The organism is Allomuricauda sp. ANG21 (assembly GCF_040705235.1).
Lineage (GTDB): Bacteria > Bacteroidota > Bacteroidia > Flavobacteriales > Flavobacteriaceae > Flagellimonas > Flagellimonas marina.
In genome coordinates this window covers 672,523-693,287 of sequence record NZ_JBFCVT010000002.1, presented here as the reverse complement: position 1 = coordinate 693,287, position 20,765 = coordinate 672,523, and the positions used below count along the sequence as shown (strand labels likewise).

Genomic DNA, 20,765 nt, shown 5'->3' with positions numbered 1-20,765 from the left:
AAGTAAAAAATTCATAGATTAACAAAATGTTTAACGCAATCGATTGCAAAAATCGATATTTTTACGAAATTTGACACTCCAATACGAAAATCATAGCAATCAAAATCAAATTATGAACTTTTATAAATTAATTTTCGGACTCGCATTTCTTTGCCTAGTGGCCTGCAAAGAAAATTCCGGTGACAGCTCCAACAAGTCCATATCAAAATCTAATATAACCTCTGAGTACGAGTTTCCATTCTATGATACTTCCTTATCCCTGGACGAACGTGTAAGTGATTTGATTTCCAGACTTTCTTTGGAAGAAAAGGCTGATCAGATGATGCATAACACCTCCGCCATTGAGCGTCTTGGAATACCACCCTACGGGTGGTGGAACGAGGCATTGCATGGAGTTGGACGGTCTGGAATCGCAACCGTTTTCCCTCAAGCTATTGGTCTTGGAGCAACTTTTGACAGTGACTTGGCGTTTCGGGTTTCCTCTGCAATTTCTGACGAAGCCCGTGCCATGCACAATGCCGCCAAGGAAAAAGGGTACCATCTTAGATATAGTGGTTTGACTTTTTGGACGCCTAACATCAATATATTTAGAGATCCTAGATGGGGTCGCGGGCAGGAAACCTATGGTGAAGACCCCTATTTGACTTCCATTTTGGGGACCTCATTTGTAAAAGGGCTTCAAGGAAATAATCCCGATTATTTAAAAACCGCCGCTTGCGCCAAACACTATGCCGTGCACAGTGGGCCAGAAAAATTACGTCACGAGTTTGATGCCATTGCCACCCCAAAAGATATGTGGGAAACGTATTTGCCGGCGTTTGAAGCCTTGGTCGATGCGGATGTAGAGGCCGTGATGTGCGCCTACAACAGCACCAATGGGCAGCCCTGTTGTTCCAACAACTATCTTATTACGGATGTTTTGCGGAACAAATGGAATTTTGATGGGCATGTGCTCAGTGATTGTTGGGCCATTGTGGATTTGTTCACAGCAGCAGATAATGGTGGACATGGTGTTGTTCAAACTCCTGCAGAAGCTTCGGCCCTTGCCGTAAAAAGCGGTGTAAGCTTAAATTGTGGTAGCACCTACTTGGATGGACTGCCAGAAGCGGTTAAAAGTGGCTTGATCACTGAGGCCGAAATCGATGAACAACTCGCTATTTTATTACGGACCCGGTTCAAGTTGGGGCTTTTTGACCCCAAAGGAAGCAATCCTTATGATGACATTTCTGTGGATGTGATTGATAGTGAAGAACACCGCGCCTTGGCTCGAGAAGTTGCCCAAAAAGGAATTGTAATGTTAAAGAATAACGGTGTTCTTCCCCTTAAAAATGACCTTTCAAGATATTTTATAACTGGCCCCAACGCAGCAAATACAGATGTGCTTTTAGGTAATTATTATGGGGTAAACCCCAAATTGGTAACCGTGCTTGAGGGAGTAGCTGGTGCCATCCACCCTGGAAGCCAATTACAATACAGAATAGGGGCCCTCTTGGATAGGGAATCCTTAAACCCACAAGATTGGGCAACTCCAAATGCTGGAACAAGTGATGCTACCATAGCCGTTCTTGGAATTTCCAGTCTTCTGGAAGGTGAAGAAGGGGAATCCTTGGCATCAACAACAGCTGGTGACCGATTGGATTACAATCTTCCACAAAACCAGATAAATTTTCTGAAAAAACTACGTGATGCCGCCGGAGACAGACCTATTGTTGCGGTCATTACCGGAGGTAGCCCTATGAATCTTGCCGAGGTACACGAACTGGCAGATGCTGTTTTATTGGCCTGGTATCCTGGGGAAGAAGGTGGAAATGCCGTGGCCGATATCCTCTTTGGAAAAGTTTCCCCTTCTGGAAGATTGCCCATCACCTTTCCAAAATCATTGGACCAACTTCCGCCCTATGAAGATTATACCATGAAAGGCAGAACTTATAAATATATGGACGTAGACCCTCTTTATCCTTTTGGATACGGGCTTAGTTACGCCAACTTCACCTATGGAGACTTGGACATTTCATCATCGACCATTTCAAAGGAAGATGAAGTAAAAATAACGGTTACCGTATCTAATGAAAGTACTATTCAATCTGATGAGGTGGTACAATTATATGTTACGGATATGGAAGCCTCTGTAGATGTTCCAAACTCCCAATTATATGGAGTTCAACGTGTCAACATAGGGCCGAATGCGTCCAAAAAGGTTACCTTCACCCTTAAACCAGAGGTGTTCCAAATGGTGAACAACGAAGGGGAACGTGTTTTTGAACCTGGGGAGTTTACCATTCATGTTGGTGGTAGTAGTCCCATGAAACGTAGTCAAGAACTTGGAGCTTCATCCATGAGCACAGGAATCATCAATCTCAATTAATAACTTTTTAAGGAATAGAAATCATAGCATGAAGAAATTTATCCATGAGGATTTTTTGTTGGAAACAGACTATGCCAAAGAACTATATCATGACTATGCAAAAGGTCAGCCCATCATAGATTATCATTCTCACTTACCACCCAATGAGCTTGCGGAGAACAAAAACTTTGAGAATGTCACAAAGATTTGGATAGAGGGTGATCACTACAAATGGAGAGCCATGCGTGCTTTGGGAGTTCCCGAAAAGTATATTACCGGTAAAGCTACTGATGCTGAAAAATTTCAAAAATGGGCCCAAACGGTGCCCTACACGCTACGAAATCCACTCTATCATTGGACTCATTTGGAGTTGAACCGCTATTTTGGAATAGACGAACTTTTGACACCAGATAGCGCCGAAGGCATTTATGAGCAATGCAACATAGCATTGAAAAAGCCCACTTTTTCGACCCAGAATTTGGTGGGTAGAATGAATGTTGAGGTGGTATGTACCACCGATGATCCTTTGGATGACCTAGCACATCATATCAAACTGGCAAAGTCAGATTGTCCAGTGAAGGTGTTTCCCACCTTTCGCCCAGATGGATTGATTGATATTGAAAAAGTGGATTTCTCGGATTACATCTCCACACTTTCAAAAATTACCGGAGTCACCATAACAGATTTAGCTTCTTTAGGTGAGGCCACCAAGAAAAGGGTTGACTTTTTCCATGAAAATGGTTGCCGACTTTCTGATCATGGTCTGACTCACGCCTACGGGTATGCGTATGATGAATCGGAGATCAATCAAATCCTTTCCAAGCGATTCGATGAAAAGTCAATTTCTAAAAAAGAAGCACTACAGTACAAATCTGCCATTCTTCATCTTTTGGGGCAATTGTATGCTGAAAAAAATTGGGTGATGCAGCTTCATTTAGGCCCAATCCGGGATACCAACAAAGCCATTCTGGCAAAAATCGGAATAAATGCAGGAGTTGACAGCATTGGAGACTATCCTCAGGCCGAACAATTGGCTAGTTTTTTAAATAGACTGAACAACAGTGGCAGTCTTCCAAAAACGATTTTATATAATTCCAATCCCTCGGACAATGAAGTGTTTGCCACAATGGCGGGCAACTTTACCGGTGAGGACATCAAAAGTAAGGTTCAGTTTGGGACTGCATGGTGGTTTTTGGACCAAAAGGATGGTATAAAAGACCAACTCGATACAGTTTCCAATATGGGGCTACTGAGTTGTTCCGTAGGAATGCTCACAGACAGCAGAAGCTTTCTTTCGTTCCCAAGACACGAGTACTACCGCAGGGTGCTTTGCAATATCTTGGGTAATGATCTTAAAGCCGGGCTTTTGCCCCATGACATGAAATGGATTGGAAAGATTGTTCAAGATATTACCTATAACAATGCTAAGGAATTTTTTCAATTTCCAAGTTTGGTAGAGAACCTCAGCTTAAAAAAATAAGCCCAAAGCACATTTTCAAAAGTTACTTTTATACGTCACGTACATGAAAAGACATTCGCGATACAATGTTCTAAAAACAATGCAAGAAACCGGTTCTGTGCCTTTGTTCTATAATGCCGAAGGAGGGTTCAATGCCATTACCCAAGAGCTGAAAAGTGTATGAATCTCAGGATAATTCTCATATTTTCTATTTTACTGCTTTCCTGTCAACCTGATAAAAAAGCGGCAAATACCATTAAGCTGGCCCACAGTTTGGGGGTAACACACCCTGTTCATAAGGCAATGGTGCATATGGCCGAATTGGTCTCCAAAAAATCTGATGGAATGCTGAAGCTTGAGATCTACCCAAGCAGTCAGTTGGGTTCGGAACAGCAATGTTTGGAACTTCTCCAAATAGGAAGTTTAGGAATGACCAAGGTCTCGGCAGCCGTTATGGAAAACTTCTCGCCAGACCTAAAAGTTCTTGGGTATCCCTATTTGTTCAGGAATGACGAACATCGCTTCAAGGTGTATGATGGCCCAATCGGTGAGCAACTCCTTGCAGGTTCCGAAAAATACTGGCTGAAAGGATTGACCTATTTTGATGCTGGGAGTCGTTCATTCTATACCAAAAGTACGCCCATTGAATCGCCAGAGGATTTAGAAGGGTTAAAGATTCGGGTAATGCAAAGCCCAACCGCTATTGAAATGGTTAAAAAATTTGGAGGCTCCCCTACTCCCATTTCGTGGGGAGAACTGTACACCTCGTTACAACAAGGTGTTGTGGATGGTGCCGAGAACAATTTGCCTAGTTTTTATTCCTCCAAACACTATGAGGTGTGCAAATTTTTGTCCATGGATGAGCATACCGCCATTCCAGACATTTTGGTAATCAGTACCATTATCTGGGACAAATTGAATGACTTCGAGAAAACTTGGATTCTGGAAGCGGCAAGGGAAGCAACGGTGTACCAACACAAGCTTTGGAAAGAAGCTGAAGAAGAAGCTTTGAATGAAGTAAAACAGTCGGGAGTTCAGGTTTTTTATCCCGATAAAAGTCGTTTCGAAGAAAAATCAGAATCCATGTTCCAAGCGTTAAAAGAGCAAGATGAGCATCTGTATGAGCTTGCAGAGAAAATAAAGAGTGTAAAGTGATGAAAAAACACATTGATCATTTTTTGGAATGGATTCTTGCGCTGTTGTTGGGCGTAATGGTCTTGGATGTGTTTTGGGGTGTAATTACACGATATATTCTAGATAGCCAAAGTTCTTGGACCGATGAATTGGCCCGATTTCTTCTTATCTGGTTAAGTATTTTGGGCGCGGCATACGCATCGGGCAAAAAATTGCACATCGCCATTGATTTATTACCCCAATATTTGAATGAGCGCAATCAGAAAATTCTCGATATCGTCATTACCGTTATTGTACTTTTATTCGGTATTGCTGTTTTTCTGATAGGAGGGCTTCGCTATGTCTATATCTCGTTTGCACTTGGCCAGACCTCCCCAGCATTGAACCTCCCCATAGGTTTTGTTTATATGGTGCTGCCCATTTCAGGGCTTTGTATCATGTACTATAAACTTTTGGACCTTTTTATCATCATCAAAAATTTGAAAAATGGAAATTAGTATTCTCGTATTGAGCTTTCTTATTTTGATTTCCATTAGGGTTCCTGTGGCGTGGAGTCTTGGTATCTCAGCCTTATTGACCTTGTTGGTGAGTGTGGACACCTATCCGGCGCTGACAACCATTGCACAACGTATTGTAACCGGATTGGACAGTTTTTCCATTTTGGCCATTCCTTTCTTTATCCTTGCAGGACATATCATGAACAAAGGCGGAATTGCTGAACGGTTGATTGATTTTGCCAAAGCTTTGGTGGGGTCACTTCCAGGGGGGCTGGCCCATGTAAACATAGTTGCCGCTATGCTTTTTGGTGCTATAGCAGGATCCGCAGGAGCTGCAGCAGCAGCTATAGGTGGATTTATGTCTGATAAAATGGAGGAATCGGGATATGATAAAGGGTTTGGTGTGGCTGTAAATGTTACTTCGGCCACAACAGGTTTGGTGATACCGCCCAGTAATATTTTCATCATTTATTCCGTGGCCAGTGGAGGGGTAAGCATTGGCGCTCTATTCTTGGCGGGTTATCTCCCCGGGATCTTAACTGGTCTTTTATTAATGATGGTCGCTTATATTTGGGCCAAACGAAAAGGATACCCCACTGCGGACCGTAGTTCCTTAAAGAATGTTCTCCGCACCTTTGTAAGGGCATTGCCCAGCCTTTTTTTATTGATTGTGGTTATCGGCGGCATCGTAGCAGGAATTTTCACGGCAACCGAAGCATCTTCAATTGCGGTATTGTATTGTCTCGTCTTAGCCGCCGTTTATAGGGAAGTATCCTTCAAGAATATTCGTCCCATATTGGTGGAGTCCTCATCGACCATAGCCATTGTAATGCTGTTGATTGCCATGTCAATGGCCATGTCCTGGGTACTGTCCTATGAAAATATCCCTCAGGCGGTCACTGAAGCTTTATTGGGCCTGAGTGACAACAAAATCATGGTGCTGATTCTAATCAACATTATATTGCTCATCGTTGGGATTTTTATGGATATGACCCCAGCCGTGCTGATCTTTACGCCCATTTTCCTTCCGGTGACCACAGCACTTGGTATTGACCCTGTTCATTTTGGAATCATTATGGTATTGAACCTCTGTATTGGATTGTGTACACCACCTGTTGGAGCTGTACTCTTTATTGGGATTGGCGTAGCCAGAACGACCATACAAAAGGTAGTACGCCCACTATTGCCTTTATTTTTGGCGATGATTATCAGCTTGATTTTGGTAAGTCTTTTCCCTGAACTGAGCTTGTGGTTACCTAGATTATTTGGTTTCTAGGGTATGCACTTTTTTCAAGGAAGAATCCCTAACAATGATTTCTGTCCCCAAAACGGTGATTTCAGATAGATCGGTATCATAATTTTGACCTGAGTGGTCCAGGATACGTCTGGCCGAAATAGCCCCCATTTTACTCGCAGGATGGGAAACCGTGGACAGGGAAGGCTGTACTATGGAAGCAATAGGGTCATCATTAAAGCCAATAACTGCCAAATCCTGAGGCACATTGACTCCCATTTTCTTTGCACACATAATTGCGCTCACCGCAGCGGTATCATTAGCTGAAAAAATGCCGTCGGGCGGATTCGACATTTTCAACAGTTTCTTGGTTGCTTTGTTCCCTTCCTCAAAGCTCAAGGTTTTAAAGTGTATAATAAGATCTTCTTCAATGGGCAGTCCATTTTCCCGAAGCGCATCCAAATACCCCTTTTTCCGCTCTTCATATACATTTCTATGCTGGGCTCCCGCAAAATGGGCAATTCGGGTACACCCCTGTTCTATAAGATGCTTGGTGGCCGAATACCCAGCTGTGTAATTGTCGATGACCACCTTGTAGGAGTTAAAATTATCCGGGACTCTATCCACAAATACAATGGGAATGCCTTTGTCTATAAATTTTTGAAAATGGCCCATATCAACCGTTTCCATAGAAAGGGAAACCACAAGGCCGGTAATCCTACTATCGTACAATGCGTTGCAATTGCTGATTTCGTTCTCGTACTTGTCATTGGATTGGCTGATCAGAACATTGTAGCCGGATTTTCTTGCTGTTTCCTCTATACCACTGATCAAAGATGCCATAAAGGGCCTGTTGATTCTAGAGATAAGTACACCTATGGTATTGCTTTTATTATTTCTAAGCCCGGCAGCGAGATTGTTAGGACGGTATCCCATTTCCTCAGCAGCCTCTTTGATCAACTTTATGGTTTTTTTACTGATGCTCTTATGATTGTTCAAAGCTCTTGAAATAGTCGAGGGAGAGTAGTTCAATTCTTTGGCAAGATCATAGATCGTAACCTCCTTTTTAATCTTCATCTGTCAAAATGCGGTTAGGTATCCAAGCCCAAGAATAGAAACAGACTTGAATTTCAAGTTACTAATTTAACTTTTAGTTTCCTTTTTGAATAATTTTTTTCAAATTGTATGTTCAACACTTTTGCTAACAGCAGCAAAACCATTTGTTAAAAAACTTCAATCTACGGTAAAATATTTAAAGAAATAAATTTACGCAATCGATTCCGTTACCTATATTTGAAAAATTGTAGCGAAAAATTACTCAATCTTGATTTATGCACTGGATAGGTTTTGATATTGGCAGTTCCTCCATCAAAGCAGCGCTCATCAATTCAGATGACGGCAGCGTGCTGGACATTGCCCAATATCCCAAAAAAGAAATGCCCATATTATCAATCAACTTGGGTTGGGGTGAACAGGATCCTGAGCTCTGGTGGAAACATCTTTGTACGGCAACCAAAGAGTTGATTTCGAAGAACAATGTTTCTAAAAACGATATTAAAGGTATAGGAATTTCATACCAAATGCATGGATTGGTCACTGTTGACAAAAATCTTCAACCCCTTAGACCATCCATAATTTGGTGCGACAGTCGTGCCGTAGAAATTGGAGAGCAACTGTTTCAAACTTCCGGAAGTGATAATTGTGTGGAACACCTCTTGAACTCACCAGGAAACTTTACCCTCTCCAAATTAAAATGGGTAAAGGACAATGAGCCTGACACCTATAAAAAAATCCATAAGTTCATGCTTCCGGGTGATTATATTGCCCTGAAGCTATCTGGATCGTGTGTTACCACTCCTTCTGGACTTTCCGAAGGAATTATGTGGGACTTTAAACAAAACGATGTGGCCTCATGGCTATTGGAAGATGCTGGCATTGACCCTTCTCTGATTCCAGAGATAAGACCTTCTTTTTCAGAGCAAGGTGTTGTCTCAAAACAGGGAGCAAAAGAATCTGGTCTGCCCGAAGGTATCCCGATTATGTACCGCGCAGGAGATCAGCCCAACAACGCCTTGGCCCTTAACGTGATGGAACCCGGTGAAATCGCGGCCACCGGAGGTACTTCTGGGGTGGTCTACGCTATTTCCGGCCAAAAAAACACCAAGGAACATACACGCATCAACAGTTTTGCGCATGTTAATCATAGCGGAGACGATACACGGATTGGTAAATTGCTGTGCATTAACGGTACGGGAATTCAATATAGTTGGGTCAGAAATGAGTTGACCAATGCGCTTTCCTACAATAGCATGAATGAACAGGCCGAATCCGTACCTATTGGTTCGGAAGGGTTGAACATACTACCTTTCGGAAACGGTGCGGAACGGATGCTGAACAACAGCAATAAGGGATCTAGGATTTTGAACCTCAACTTTAATGTGCACAAAGCCCCCCATATTTTTAGGGCGGCCTTGGAGGGCATTGCCTTTTCTTTTGTCTACGGAATGGAAATTCTGAAGAATGATGGCGTCAATATTGCTTCCATTAAAGCGGGGAACGATAACTTGTTTAGAGCTGGGATATTCTCAAGAACCATAGCCACATTGACGAATAGCCAGATTGATATTGTGGAAACCACCGGCGCCGTGGGGGCCGCAAGGGCCGCTGCCTATGCCTTTGGGAATTTTAAAAGTATTGGCGAGGCAACCGCAACAGATGCGATTCAGTTGACGTATCAACCTGATGGGCCTACGGAAAAATACCATGACGCTTATGATACATGGAAACAACAATTAGAAGAATATATTGACAATTGAATAACTTAAAACTATGATTACGAAAGGAGACAAGGAATATTTTAAAGGTATAGGGAAAATCGCTTTTGAGGGAAAAGGATCGGACAATCCCTTGGCATTTAAATATTACGACGAGAACAAAGTGGTCGGAGGTAAGACCATGAAAGAACATTTTAGATTTGCCATTGCATATTGGCACACCTTCACGGGAGTTGGCGGTGACCCATTTGGAGCTCCCACACAAGAATTTCCTTGGCTGACCAGCACTGACCCTATCCAACAGGCGAAAGATAAAATGGATGCCGCTTTTGAATTCATTACCAAAATTGGGGCTCCTTATTATTGTTTTCATGATTTTGACCTGATTGCCGAAGGCAACACATTGGCAGAATCTGAAAAAAGATTACAAACCATCACTGATTATGCCCAAGAAAAAATGTCGGCCTCTGGCGTAAAACTCCTTTGGGGTACAGCCAACTGTTTCAGCAACCCAAGATATATGAACGGTGCGGCCACCAATCCAGATTTTGATGTGGTTGCCTATGCCGGTGCCCAAGTAAAAAATGCTTTGGATGCCACTATAAAATTGGGCGGTGAAAATTACGTTTTCTGGGGAGGTCGTGAAGGGTACATGTCCCTTTTGAACACCGATATGGGTCGTGAACAAGATCACATGGCCCGTTTCCTTCATATGGCAAAAGATTATGCACGAAAACAAGGCTTCAAAGGAACCTTCTTTATTGAGCCGAAACCCATGGAGCCCACAAAACATCAATATGATTTTGATTCAGCCACAGTTTTGGGCTTCTTGACGAAATATGATTTATTGGATGACTTTAAGCTAAACATTGAGGTGAACCATGCTACTTTGGCACAACACACCTTTGAACATGAGCTTCAGGTTGCTGCCGACAACAATTTATTGGGAAGTATTGATGCCAACCGTGGTGATTACCAAAATGGATGGGATACCGATCAGTTCCCAGTGGATGTGTATGAACTAACACAAGCCATGTTGGTCATTCTTCAAGCAGGAGGTTTCCAAGGTGGTGGAATCAACTTCGATGCTAAAATCCGAAGAAACTCAACCGACTTAGAAGACATCTTCCATGCACATATTGGCGGAATGGACACTTTTGCAAGGGCGCTGTTGGCTGCAAATGACGTATTGGAAAATTCCAATTATATTAGTCTGCGTAAAGAGCGATATAGTTCATTCGATTCTGGCAACGGAAAAGCGTTTGAAGATGGCAAGCTAACTTTGGAAGACCTTCACGGTCATGCCTCGGCAAACCAAGACATCAAAAAACGTAGTGGTAAGCAGGAATTGTTTGAGAATATTATCAATCAGTACATTTAACTAAAAATCACTAAGCAAACTAACAACAAACAATTATGGAATCAGTTTTAGAGAGGCCGGATTGGATAGTCCTTGGCATCTATTTTTTGGCCCTTATTGGAGTGGCCGTTTGGGTGGTCGCCCAAAAGAACAAAGATACAGAGGACTACTTTTTGGCTGGTAGAAATGTGGGATGGTTCGTTATCGGAGCCTCTATTTTTGCGTCGAACATTGGCTCTGAGCACGTAGTGGGACTGGCCGGTACGGGATTTGAATCAGGCACGCCCATGGCCCATTACGAACTACATGCGTGGATCGTATTATTGCTCGGTTGGTTGTTTCTACCGTTCTACATAAGAAGTGGGGCGTTTACCATGCCAGAATTTCTCGAAAAACGATTCGATAGTCGTTCTCGTTGGTTTTTGTCCATTTTTTCTTTGGTCGCCTATGTTTTGACCAAAGTTTCGGTAACCATTTATGCCGGTGGTATTGTGGTTTCTGAGTTGTTGGGAATTCCGTTTTGGTACGGAGCCATTGGTGTGGTCATCTTTACTGGAATCTACACGATCATCGGTGGAATGAAAGCGGTAATCTATACGGAAACCTTACAAACCATTATTCTTATTCTGGGTTCATTGATCATAACCTATTTGGGCCTTAAAGAAGTAGGCGGATGGGGGCAACTCCATGAAACGGTAACTGCTGTGAGTCCAGATCATTTTAATATGTGGCGTCCTATGAGTGACCCAGATTTTCCATGGACCGGACTACTGTTCGGTGGAACCATTGTGGGAATTTGGTACTGGTGTACAGACCAATATATTGTACAGCGTACCTTGGCTGCCAACAACATTAAAATTGGTAGACGGGGAGCTATTTTCGGAGCCTATTTAAAATTGATGCCCATTTTAATTTTCTTGATTCCCGGTATCATTGCGTTTGCATTGACCATCCAGAATCCTGAGGTTTTTAATGTAGACAGAGCAGATAGAGCTTTCCCAATGTTGGTGAAAACCCTTCTTCCAGTTGGTTTGAAAGGTCTTGTAGCGGGTGGTCTTATGGCAGCTTTAATGAGTTCATTGGCATCTGTCTTTAACTCATGCTCCACCATTTTCACCATCGATATCTATAAAAAGCTTCGACCTGAAAAATCTGAGCGCGAACTGTTGACCATTGGTAAGATAGCTACGGGAATCATTGTGGTGCTTGGTATCATTTGGATTCCCATAATGGACAAAATTGGAGGTGGGGTCATGTACCAATATCTTCAAAACGTACAGTCTTATATTGCCCCTCCAGTAACTACGGTATTCTTATTGGGTATTATCTGGAAACGGGTCAATTCCAAAGCAGCCATAACAACGCTTTTGGCAGGATTGGTATTATTGATACTCCGTTTGGGGTCAGAAATCTATTATCAACCGCAGATTGCAGCGGGTGAAGATGTCTCTGGCTTTATGTATGCGTTTGCCACAGTGAACTTTGCCCACATGGCCATTTTCATGTTCATCTTTTCAGTAGCCTTATGTATTGCCGTGACCTTGGCAACCGCGCCACCAAATTATGCGTTGATCAAGGGATTGTCTTTTGGAACACTCTCTGCAGAGGACCGTACAGCGACCAAAGGAAGTTATAGCACTATTGATGTTGTCCTATCCGTATTGTTGGTCGTCATCGTAATTGCGATTCTATCCTACTTTACTGGCTAGTAGATAGTAAAAGAAAAATAGTAGTAAACAAAAAAGCCCAGACTAGTATTCTGGGCTTTTTGTTTTCTGTGGTCACATCACTTTTCAAAATCTATTACTTTGTAATAGGCCTTTTTGGGCTGAAGCTCTTCATTGAACAACAACGGATAGTTTTTTCTTCCCCGTACCGGAAAGTTATCCAACCAAGAATAACGGTCCGAGATGTTCCAAAAAGTCACCCCAGTGAGCGTATCCTTATAATCCCTAAAAACCCGGAACAGCATATCATATTGCTCTATTTGCTTCTGTTCTTGCTCAGGCTTAAAGGTATCGTCCTCATCTTTTGGCAACGGGTCCCTTCGGCTATGCTCTTTATGATAGACAGACACATCCAGTTCGGTTATTTGGACTTCAACTCCCAATGAAGCATATTTTTCAATAGCATCCCGTAAATCTTGTTCTGATGGTTCATAAATGGAGAAATGACCTTGAATGCCTACACCATGTATTGGTACGCCTGCATCTTGAATCATTTTCACCAGCTTGTAGATTTTGTCCCTCTTTACAGGATGCACGGCACTATAGTCGTTATAAAACAACTTTAAATCGGGATCAGCCTCATGGGCATATTCGAATGCTTTGATAATAAAATCCTCCCCACATATTTGATACCATTGCGAGTCTCTTAAAAACTCATCTTCTTTGTCCGATATGGCTTCGTTGACAACATCCCAAGCATAGATTTTTCCTTTATAACGTTTCACCACAGTGGTGATATGGTCTTTTAACCGTTGAAGCAAAACTTCCTTGCTTACTTGCCCCCCATTTTCATCCTTGAACAACCAGTCACCAGCTTGGTTGTGCCAACACAGGGCATGACCCCGCAACTTTAAGTTATGTTTTACAGCAAAATCAGCAACTTGATCTGCATACTCCCAATTGTACCTATCCTCCTCTGGATGGATAGGTCCCATTTTCATAACATTCTCAGGGGTCATGCTGTTGAAGTGCTTTAAAATTAGTTCGGCACTTTCGCCCTCTAGGGCCTGCGGATAGACTGCCACACCAATGGGAAAATAGTCCTTATAGTAATCTTTAAGACCCTTTTCTGATGGTTCTTCCTGGGCCTTTCCCAAAAATACTGTTGATACCAAGGCAAGTATCACCAGTAAATGGCATATTAACTTGCTGCTGTTTGTTTTTGTGTTCATTCGTAAAATTTTAAGTGCAATAGTTTGATTTTCAGTTAGAGTATCAAATATAGTCAAAAGTTACACAATCGATTGCATTATAAGCATGTCCAATAAAGAACTCTCAATTACATTTTAACCCAAGACACTTTTTAGGAAATGATCTTTATAGGCACGGCCCATAGGTATTTTTGAGCCATCCACCAGATAAACCAGATTTCCCGATATGCGATCTATTTTTTTAGTGTTTACAATATGTGATTTATGTACTTGGTAAAACTGGGGTGCCCCCAAAATATCCACCCAGTGTCGAAGAGGCTCGTTGGAAAGAACCTTTCTTTTCTCGGTGCGGATTTCTGTATAATCCGAGTCCGACGAAATTGCTAAAATATCGTTCACTGAGACCTTGATATGTTCATGGCTAGATTTGACATAAATTTCGTTGACTTGGTTCTCCAAGGTTGTTTCAGATTGTTCTTGCTTTAAACTAGCCTTGTTCACAGCTTGTAAAAAACGTTGAAATGAGAAGGGTTTCAATAAATAGTCCACCACATTCAGGTCATACCCTTCCAAAGCATACTCAGAAAATGCGGTTGTAAGAATTACATCAGGGGCCTCAGGGATGCTTTTTAAGAACTCAATGCCATTAATTTTGGGCAAATGGATATCCAAAAACATTAAATCCACCGGTTCAGTGTTCAAAAACTCCATGGCCTGCAAGCCATCGGAAAAGATGCCCACCAACTGCAGATGGTTTACATCCTCTATAAATTTCTTAAGGATTCGTTGGGCTGGCGGTTGGTCCTCAACAATAATGCATCTCATATTCCTTTATGCTTTTTCGAGTTCAAGCCTCAGGTATACAATATAACTCTTATTCTTTTGACTTATCTCCAAATGATGCTTGTGGGGATATAGCAATTGCAATCGCTTTTGCACATTTTGTAGTCCTATTCCCTTTGCTATGGTATCCAAGCTTGGAACCACCTCAAAATTGTTCTTGCAATGAAATTCTAAAATGGAATCAGTCATTTTAACCGAAATGTCAATCTCAATATTGGAGGATTGTCCAGATTGACTATGTTTAAACGCATTTTCTATGAACACGATTAAAATAAGTGGGGCAATCTTATAACCTGGCCTTATATCAACCGTTTCAAAATTGACCAATCCCCTGTTTTCTATCTGAAGCTTATACAGTCTAATGAAATTGTCCAATTGCTCTATCTCCTTGTTCAACGGAACAAACCGTTCCTTGGATTCATATAGCATATACCGAAGTACGCCACTCATTTCCAAAATAATTTCTGGAGTTTTAGGTGAATTCTGTAGTGCGTAGGAGTAGAGATTGTTTAAGTTGTTGAACAAAAAATGGGGGTTGATCTGCGACCGTAGAAACTGGAGTTCACTTTCCTGAATGGTCGATTGAAGTTCGTCAATCTCATCCTGTTTTTGAAGCGCATCCCATCCAAACTTACAACCAGAAAGCATGACCATCGTAGGCAAAACGGACAGTAAGGAAATGTAAATGCCAGGAAAGTGGTCCCCTCTTGGAGTACCGGAAAAGAAAATGGGCTCAAGAATCAATTCCTCAATACAGATAACGCAAGTTACCACAACGGCAAAACCCAGAAAAAACTGCCAATATTTTTTCCTGTACAAATACTTGGGCATTAAATAGTAGGTTACCGAAACCGTGGCAAGACTATAAAATAGTCTAAAAAGCATTTTGTCCACATTAATGGTCGCTCCTTCATTCCGATCAAAGGAAAAGAAAAGCAGAATAATAATGTGCAATACAATTTGAAAAAGAAGTTCCTTTCTAGAAATCAATACGTTCCAATTAAATCAGGATTCAAAACTATGGATAATTCCAATCCAATGAAAAACTGTTTCGCCAACAACAAAGTTAACCCCATGAACAACATTTTCAGCATAGCTTTCTCCAAACCAGTTGATTAGAGGAAAACCTAGGTCGTTCACGGAAAATTGTTTCTAGTTTTCATTAAGATTTATCAACTTGAGCCTTTATGTCGAATCAAGTTATGATCAAATAGCCTACATTAATGTTGGAGATATTAAAAAACACAAACAACTAAAATAAAACACATCATGAAAAACACAACTTTGATTTTTGCATTGGTAATCAGTATGGCAGTATCTGCGCAGTCCACATGGAAATCAGACGGGGCCCACTCCAAAGTAGGTTTTGCCATTACGCACTTAATGATTTCTGAAGTGGAGGGTCACTTTGGGGATTTTGATATTACCGCTACGGCGACTGACACTTTCGAGGATGCCAAGTTTACTGTTGACATTACAACCACCAGCATAGACACTGACAATTCGCGAAGGGATGATCATTTGAGAAGTGATGATTTCTTTGCGGCAGAGACCTATCCATCCATAACGTTTAAAAGCACTGGCTATGAGAAAACAGGTGACAAAACTTTTACCTTAACGGGAGATTTGACCATGCATGGCGTCACTAAACCTGTAACATTGGAAGGAAAGGTAAACGGTGTCATTACCGATCAGCGGAGTCAGAAACTAAAAGCTGGCCTAAAAATTACAGGCACTGTAAATCGTTTGGAATTTGGCGTTGGTGGTGACACCCCCACTTTGGGTGACGAAGTTGATCTAACCATTAACCTTGAAATGGCACAACAATAAAATAGCATTCAATGATTTTGGGGTAGGGCCAATTATCTAGAAGATCTTGGTCCTATTTTCTTTTGATGAAGCTATTTTGCACTCAAATTAATCGTATGGGAAGAAAATCAGAAAACACCTTTCGCGAATTCCATAGGTATCTGGGATTCTTTTTGGCAGGTATCATGGCCGTATATGCCATTAGTGGTATTGTACTCACCTTTAGAACTACCGATTTTTTAAAAAGTGAACATCAGGTAAATACAACACTTGAACCAAACTTAAATGAAGAGGCCCTAGGCTCTGCGTTAAGAAAACGTGGGTTTCAAGTCGACAAAACCGAAGGTGACCTAATGTATTTTAACGGAGGAACTTACAATATAAAAACGGGAGAAGCTTCCTACACGGAAAAACGATTACCGGCCATTTTGGAGCGCATGAACAAATTGCACAAAATGCATACTGGAAATCCGATGTTCTGGCTGGGTATTTTCTTTGGCATTGCCCTGCTTTTCTTTGCAGTTTCCGCTTTTTTTATGTTTCGTCCTTCCGCTCCCATTTTCAAAAAAGGACTCTATTTTGCCGCCGCAGGCTTTTTATTGACCATTGTACTGCTGCTGGTCTAAGACAAAGGAGTTCTAAAAAACCCTATTCAAAGGAGGGTTTTAGCGGCCGATCTGTTTACCCTCCTTTTCTAACTTATTCTTCCCTTAAGGGCTGAAAAACATCAAATTAAGCCAATATTTCCTTAATTAACAGATGCTTTTGGCCAAATAATATTATATTGTAGGTGAGCAGAGTCCATTACAGGCACTGTGAGAAAAATTCCCCCGGCATAAAAGTTCAGTGTTTAATCTTAAAATCCTACGGTTTTGAAAGCAATCATAATTTCATCCATTTTACTCCTCTTTACAGCATTTAGCCATGGACAAAACACCATTCATGGAAAAATAACCCATCTGGAAAGTCCATTGCAAGGTGTGCAGGTTACCAATCTTTCCACAGGGCAAGACAGCAACACGGACCAAAAAGGGAGCTATGTAATCACGGCATCGCCCAAAGAAGAACTCAGGTTTAGTTACATGGGTATGGATACAACTTCGGTAATTGTGGAGGACGTCACCAAAACCCTCAATATTAAGATGAAACAAAAAGTAGAAAAATTGAGGGAGGTCACCGTTTCCAAAAAAGTGTTGAAAGGTCAAAAAGAACTGGAGCTGGAGTACGATTCCAATCCAAATATCATTAAATCGGCCTATGGATATATAAACAAAGAAACAGCAAATTACTCCCTACGAATCTTGGACGAGGATGAAGTTGGTTCTGCTCCGCAATTGGATTTTCTGCTCACAGGACGATTTGCCGGGGTTAGAGCTATGTGCGACCCCCTGACCGATGAGTTGGTGGTATCCATGCGATCCAGCGGCAGTCTCAACAGACCCACAAATGCCATCCAAAGCCTTTCCATGAGCAAAGGTTCACTCTCTCCGGGCTTATCCAGTGGACGCGCTGTTTTTGATGTGGATGGGGTTATTTTAACCCGCATCGCTTGTAGCACTCTATGGGGCAATGTTCGCAGAATCGCCTTTATTCCTTCATATGCAGGACTGGCACGATATGGTCACTTGGGCGTTAATGGAGTGGTCGTCGTCAATACCAAAACAGGTACCCATACCCCAAAAAATGCCGATGGTAAACCTTTTGACCAAGCCAAGTTGCGAAACAATTACCTCAATGAAAGTGCTGTGGTGAATGCTGAAGGCTCAGGAGCATCCCTGCCCGGTTACCTTAAAGAGCTCAAAGAGAGCCAGAGCACCGAAGCGGCCAAGGCCGTGTTTGAAGAAAACAAACTGAAATACGGTAACCATCCCTTCTTCTATCTGGACTCCTACCTCTATTTTTATGAAAAGGACATCGCCTATTCCAACGCCATTTTTGACACGTATATGGGACTGGCGGAGGAGAATCCCGTGCTGTTGAAGGCCATGGCCTATGTCTTGGAATCTCAAGGCCAGCGGCAAAAGGCGCATTCGCTCTACAAACAGGTGTACAAGTTGCGGCCCGAATATGCCCAGAGCTTCATTGACATGGCGAACAGCTATCGGAACTTGGACAGACCACAATCCGCTGCATCACTCTATGCAAGACACTCCTATCTTTTGGAAGAGGGGCTACTGCCAACGGACAGTATGGAACTTGCAGCCATCATGCAGCGCGAGGTGGACAACCTCTTCGACCTGGACAATGGTTCCCTGAAGATCAAAAAACGGAAAAAGGACTTTGATGAGCGCAGTACACGGCTGGTCTTTGACTGGAACGACTCGGAGGCGGAGTTCGACCTACAGTTCGTGAACCCAGAAAACCAATATTTTGAGTGGAAGCACACCAAGGACGAGATGCCGGAGCGAATCCGCTCCGAAAAAGAGCTCGGCTATGCCATGGCCGACTTTCTGCTGGACAATGAACTCTTGGGCAGATGGAAGGTGAACGCCACCTACCACGGCAACAAACAGGTCACCCCCACCTATATCAAGGCAACCATTTACCGAAATTACGGCAGCAAGTTGCAGAGCAAGGAGGTAAAGGTCTTTAAACTGGGTATGCAGGGCGTGAACCAGCATTTGTTCGACCTGAGGATTCCTTCGGAAGTAGTGCAGAATTAAGTCAAATCCAAATAGCCGAACCATTTTGAAATCAATCACCATCACTAGCATTTTTTTGCTCTTTGTTACCCTTTCCCATGGTCAAAAAACCATTAGGGGAAAAATCACCAATGCGGGAAGTCCGTTACAGGGCGTCCACATCACCAATCTTTCCTCTGGGGACAATACCGGTTCCGACCAAAGCGGGATGTACGAAATCTTGGCCAAGCCCAAAGAGGAGCTCCGGTTCACCTACATAGGGATGGATACCCTCTCCGTTATCGTGGAGGATGTCACCAGAATCCTAAACATTCAAATGAAGATGCGTGTGGAACAACTGGAAGAGGTCACGGTGTCCAAAAGGGTGTTGAAGGGTCAAAAAGAACTGGAAGTGGAGTACGATTCCAATCCTAATATCATCAAATCTGCCTTTGGGTATTTGAACAAGGAGACTTCGGGTTATTCGCTTCGAATTTTAGGAGAAGAAGAAATTGAAATGGCACCTCATTTGGACTTTTTACTTGCGGGGAGGTTCGCTGGAGTCTCTGCTAAATGCAACCCCTTTACTGATGAACTTGAAGTGTATACGCGTAACGGAGGTGTTGTTTTTGATGTGGATGGAGTGAGATTGGACAGGATAGCTTGCAGTACAATATTTGGTAATATTCGAAGAATAGCATTTATTTCTGGGCTTGCAGGGACGACACGATACGGCTTTGGTGTAACTGGGGTGATGATTATCAATACCAAAACAGGTACTATTACCCCAAAAGAAGCCGATGGCAAACCTTTTGACCAAGCCAAGTTGCGAAACAATTACCTCAATGAAAGTGCTGTGGTGAATGCTGAAGGCTCAGGAGCATCCCTGCCCGGTTACCTTAAAGAGCTCAAAGAGAGCCAGAGCACCGAAGCGGCCAAGGCCGTGTTTGAAGAAAACAAACTGAAATACGGTAACCATCCCTTCTTCTATCTGGACTCCTACCGCTATTTTTATGAAAAGGACATCGCCTATTCCAACGCCATTTTTGACACGTATGTGGGACTGGCGGAGGAGAATCCCGTGCTGTTGAAGGCCGTGGCCTATGTGTTGGAATCTCAGGGCCAGCGGCAAAAGGCGCATTCGCTCTACAAACAGGTCTACAAGCTGCGGCCCGAATATGCCCAGAGCTTCATTGACATGGCGAACAGCTATCGGAACTTGGACCAACCGGAATCAGCGGCCTCGCTCTATGCAAGACATACATATCTCATAAAGGAAGGCCTGTTGCCCACGGACAGTATGAGTATGGAACTTGCAGCCATCATGCAGCGCGAGGTGGACAACCTCTTCGACCTGGACAATGGTTCCCTTAAAATCAAAAAACGGAAAAAGGACTTTGATGAGCGCAGTACACGGCTGGTCTTTGACTGGAACGACTCGGAGGCGGAGTTCGACCTACAGTTCGTGAACCCAGAAAACCAATATTTTGAGTGGAAGCACACCATGGAGGAAATGCCGGAGCGAATCCGCTCCGAAAAAGAGCTCGGCTATGCCATGGCCGACTTTCTGCTGGACAATGAGCTTCTGGGCAGATGGAAGGTGAACGCCACCTACCACGGCAACAAACAGGTCACCCCCACCTATATCAAGGCAACCATTTACCGAAATTATGGCAGCAAGTTGCAGAGCAAGGAGGTAAAGGTCTTTAAACTGGGCATGCAGGGCGTGAACCAGCACTTGTTCGACCTGAGGATTCCGTCAGAAGTAGTACAGAATTAGAGTAACATATAGAAAAAGAAAAAGGCTGCGCT

Annotated in this window: 16 protein-coding genes; 12 read left to right on the top strand and 4 right to left on the bottom strand. The window is 42.7% G+C overall.

The window, feature by feature from the left end; translation table 11 throughout:
• Positions 1-112: 112 nt before the first annotated feature.
• From AB1A65_RS05460 to AB1A65_RS05440, 5 genes are all read left to right on the top strand, one after another.
• The gene (locus AB1A65_RS05460; RefSeq protein ID WP_366586460.1) at positions 113-2,365 is read left to right on the top strand and encodes a glycoside hydrolase family 3 N-terminal domain-containing protein; all 2,253 of its coding nucleotides are present in this window, start codon (positions 113-115) and stop codon (positions 2,363-2,365) included.
• Between the two features lie 28 nt (positions 2,366-2,393).
• Positions 2,394-3,824 carry a glucuronate isomerase gene (uxaC, locus tag AB1A65_RS05455; protein WP_366586457.1) on the top strand — a complete coding sequence of 477 codons (1,431 nt, stop codon included), beginning with the start codon at positions 2,394-2,396 and terminating at the stop codon, positions 3,822-3,824.
• 159 nt (positions 3,825-3,983) lie between these two features.
• On the top strand, positions 3,984-4,958 hold the full coding sequence (locus tag AB1A65_RS05450; RefSeq protein ID WP_366586455.1) for a TRAP transporter substrate-binding protein: 975 nt from the start codon (positions 3,984-3,986) through the stop codon (positions 4,956-4,958).
• On the top strand, positions 4,958-5,434 hold the full coding sequence (locus AB1A65_RS05445; protein ID WP_366586452.1) for a TRAP transporter small permease: 477 nt from the start codon (positions 4,958-4,960) through the stop codon (positions 5,432-5,434). The genes AB1A65_RS05450 and AB1A65_RS05445 overlap by 1 nt, the downstream gene beginning before the upstream one ends.
• Positions 5,424-6,710: a TRAP transporter large permease subunit gene (locus tag AB1A65_RS05440; RefSeq protein ID WP_366586449.1), complete on the top strand. Its 1,287-nt coding sequence runs from the start codon at positions 5,424-5,426 to the stop codon at positions 6,708-6,710. Before AB1A65_RS05445 ends, AB1A65_RS05440 begins: the two co-directional genes overlap by 11 nt.
• On the opposite strand, the gene AB1A65_RS05435 is transcribed toward AB1A65_RS05440, so the two are convergent.
• Complete coding sequence (locus AB1A65_RS05435; RefSeq protein ID WP_366586447.1) at positions 6,696-7,745, bottom strand: LacI family DNA-binding transcriptional regulator; 1,050 nt, start codon at positions 7,743-7,745, stop codon at positions 6,696-6,698. The genes AB1A65_RS05440 and AB1A65_RS05435 overlap by 15 nt on opposite strands.
• 254 nt (positions 7,746-7,999) lie before the next feature.
• Here AB1A65_RS05435 and AB1A65_RS05430 point away from each other — a divergent pair, with 254 nt between their 5' ends.
• From AB1A65_RS05430 to AB1A65_RS05420, 3 genes are read left to right on the top strand one after another with little or no spacing between them, the layout of a single operon-like run.
• Entirely contained in the window at positions 8,000-9,484 is a 1,485-nt protein-coding gene (locus AB1A65_RS05430) for an FGGY family carbohydrate kinase (protein WP_366586444.1), read from the top strand.
• A 13-nt stretch (positions 9,485-9,497) separates the two neighbouring features.
• Positions 9,498-10,823: a xylose isomerase gene (xylA, locus tag AB1A65_RS05425; protein ID WP_366586441.1), complete on the top strand. Its 1,326-nt coding sequence runs from the start codon at positions 9,498-9,500 to the stop codon at positions 10,821-10,823.
• Positions 10,824-10,858: 35 nt separating this feature from the next.
• Complete coding sequence (locus AB1A65_RS05420; RefSeq protein WP_366586438.1) at positions 10,859-12,511, top strand: sodium:solute symporter; 1,653 nt, start codon at positions 10,859-10,861, stop codon at positions 12,509-12,511.
• A 77-nt stretch (positions 12,512-12,588) separates the two neighbouring features.
• On the opposite strand, the gene AB1A65_RS05415 is transcribed toward AB1A65_RS05420, so the two are convergent.
• The 3 genes from AB1A65_RS05415 to AB1A65_RS05405 all read right to left on the bottom strand — a co-directional run bounded on the left by AB1A65_RS05415 (position 12,589) and on the right by AB1A65_RS05405 (position 15,513).
• Positions 12,589-13,701 carry an endo-1,4-beta-xylanase gene (locus AB1A65_RS05415; protein ID WP_366586435.1) on the bottom strand — a complete coding sequence of 371 codons (1,113 nt, stop codon included), beginning with the start codon at positions 13,699-13,701 and terminating at the stop codon, positions 12,589-12,591.
• A 114-nt stretch (positions 13,702-13,815) separates the two neighbouring features.
• A complete protein-coding gene (locus tag AB1A65_RS05410) occupies positions 13,816-14,505 on the bottom strand; it encodes a response regulator (protein WP_366586432.1) in 690 nt (229 codons plus the stop codon).
• 6 nt (positions 14,506-14,511) lie between these two features.
• Positions 14,512-15,513 carry a histidine kinase gene (locus AB1A65_RS05405; RefSeq protein ID WP_366586430.1) on the bottom strand — a complete coding sequence of 334 codons (1,002 nt, stop codon included), beginning with the start codon at positions 15,511-15,513 and terminating at the stop codon, positions 14,512-14,514.
• Between the two features lie 279 nt (positions 15,514-15,792).
• On the opposite strand from AB1A65_RS05405, the gene AB1A65_RS05400 reads away from it, so the two are divergent.
• The 4 genes from AB1A65_RS05400 (at position 15,793) to AB1A65_RS05385 (ending at position 20,733) form a co-directional block, all read left to right on the top strand.
• Positions 15,793-16,353, top strand: a complete 561-nt coding sequence (locus AB1A65_RS05400) for a YceI family protein (protein WP_366586427.1) — start codon at positions 15,793-15,795, stop codon at positions 16,351-16,353.
• 95 nt (positions 16,354-16,448) lie between these two features.
• The gene (locus AB1A65_RS05395; protein WP_366586425.1) at positions 16,449-16,958 is read left to right on the top strand and encodes a PepSY domain-containing protein; all 510 of its coding nucleotides are present in this window, start codon (positions 16,449-16,451) and stop codon (positions 16,956-16,958) included.
• Between the two features lie 246 nt (positions 16,959-17,204).
• Positions 17,205-18,995 (top strand): carboxypeptidase-like regulatory domain-containing protein, encoded by a 1,791-nt coding sequence (locus AB1A65_RS05390; protein ID WP_366586422.1) that lies wholly within the window; start codon positions 17,205-17,207, stop codon positions 18,993-18,995.
• Positions 18,996-19,020: 25 nt separating this feature from the next.
• Complete coding sequence (locus AB1A65_RS05385; protein WP_366586420.1) at positions 19,021-20,733, top strand: carboxypeptidase-like regulatory domain-containing protein; 1,713 nt, start codon at positions 19,021-19,023, stop codon at positions 20,731-20,733.
• The last annotated feature ends 32 nt before the right edge of the window (positions 20,734-20,765 follow it).

Coding starts and splice junctions, on each gene's coding strand:
- AB1A65_RS05460 (WP_366586460.1), top strand. CDS start 113: ATGAACTTTTATAAATTAATTTTCGGACTCGCATTTCTTTGCCTAGTG.
- uxaC (WP_366586457.1), top strand. CDS start 2,394: ATGAAGAAATTTATCCATGAGGATTTTTTGTTGGAAACAGACTATGCC.
- AB1A65_RS05450 (WP_366586455.1), top strand. CDS start 3,984: ATGAATCTCAGGATAATTCTCATATTTTCTATTTTACTGCTTTCCTGT.
- AB1A65_RS05445 (WP_366586452.1), top strand. CDS start 4,958: ATGAAAAAACACATTGATCATTTTTTGGAATGGATTCTTGCGCTGTTG.
- AB1A65_RS05440 (WP_366586449.1), top strand. CDS start 5,424: ATGGAAATTAGTATTCTCGTATTGAGCTTTCTTATTTTGATTTCCATT.
- AB1A65_RS05435 (WP_366586447.1), bottom strand. CDS start 7,745: ATGAAGATTAAAAAGGAGGTTACGATCTATGATCTTGCCAAAGAATTG.
- AB1A65_RS05430 (WP_366586444.1), top strand. CDS start 8,000: ATGCACTGGATAGGTTTTGATATTGGCAGTTCCTCCATCAAAGCAGCG.
- xylA (WP_366586441.1), top strand. CDS start 9,498: ATGATTACGAAAGGAGACAAGGAATATTTTAAAGGTATAGGGAAAATC.
- AB1A65_RS05420 (WP_366586438.1), top strand. CDS start 10,859: ATGGAATCAGTTTTAGAGAGGCCGGATTGGATAGTCCTTGGCATCTAT.
- AB1A65_RS05415 (WP_366586435.1), bottom strand. CDS start 13,701: ATGAACACAAAAACAAACAGCAGCAAGTTAATATGCCATTTACTGGTG.
- AB1A65_RS05410 (WP_366586432.1), bottom strand. CDS start 14,505: ATGAGATGCATTATTGTTGAGGACCAACCGCCAGCCCAACGAATCCTT.
- AB1A65_RS05400 (WP_366586427.1), top strand. CDS start 15,793: ATGAAAAACACAACTTTGATTTTTGCATTGGTAATCAGTATGGCAGTA.
- AB1A65_RS05395 (WP_366586425.1), top strand. CDS start 16,449: ATGGGAAGAAAATCAGAAAACACCTTTCGCGAATTCCATAGGTATCTG.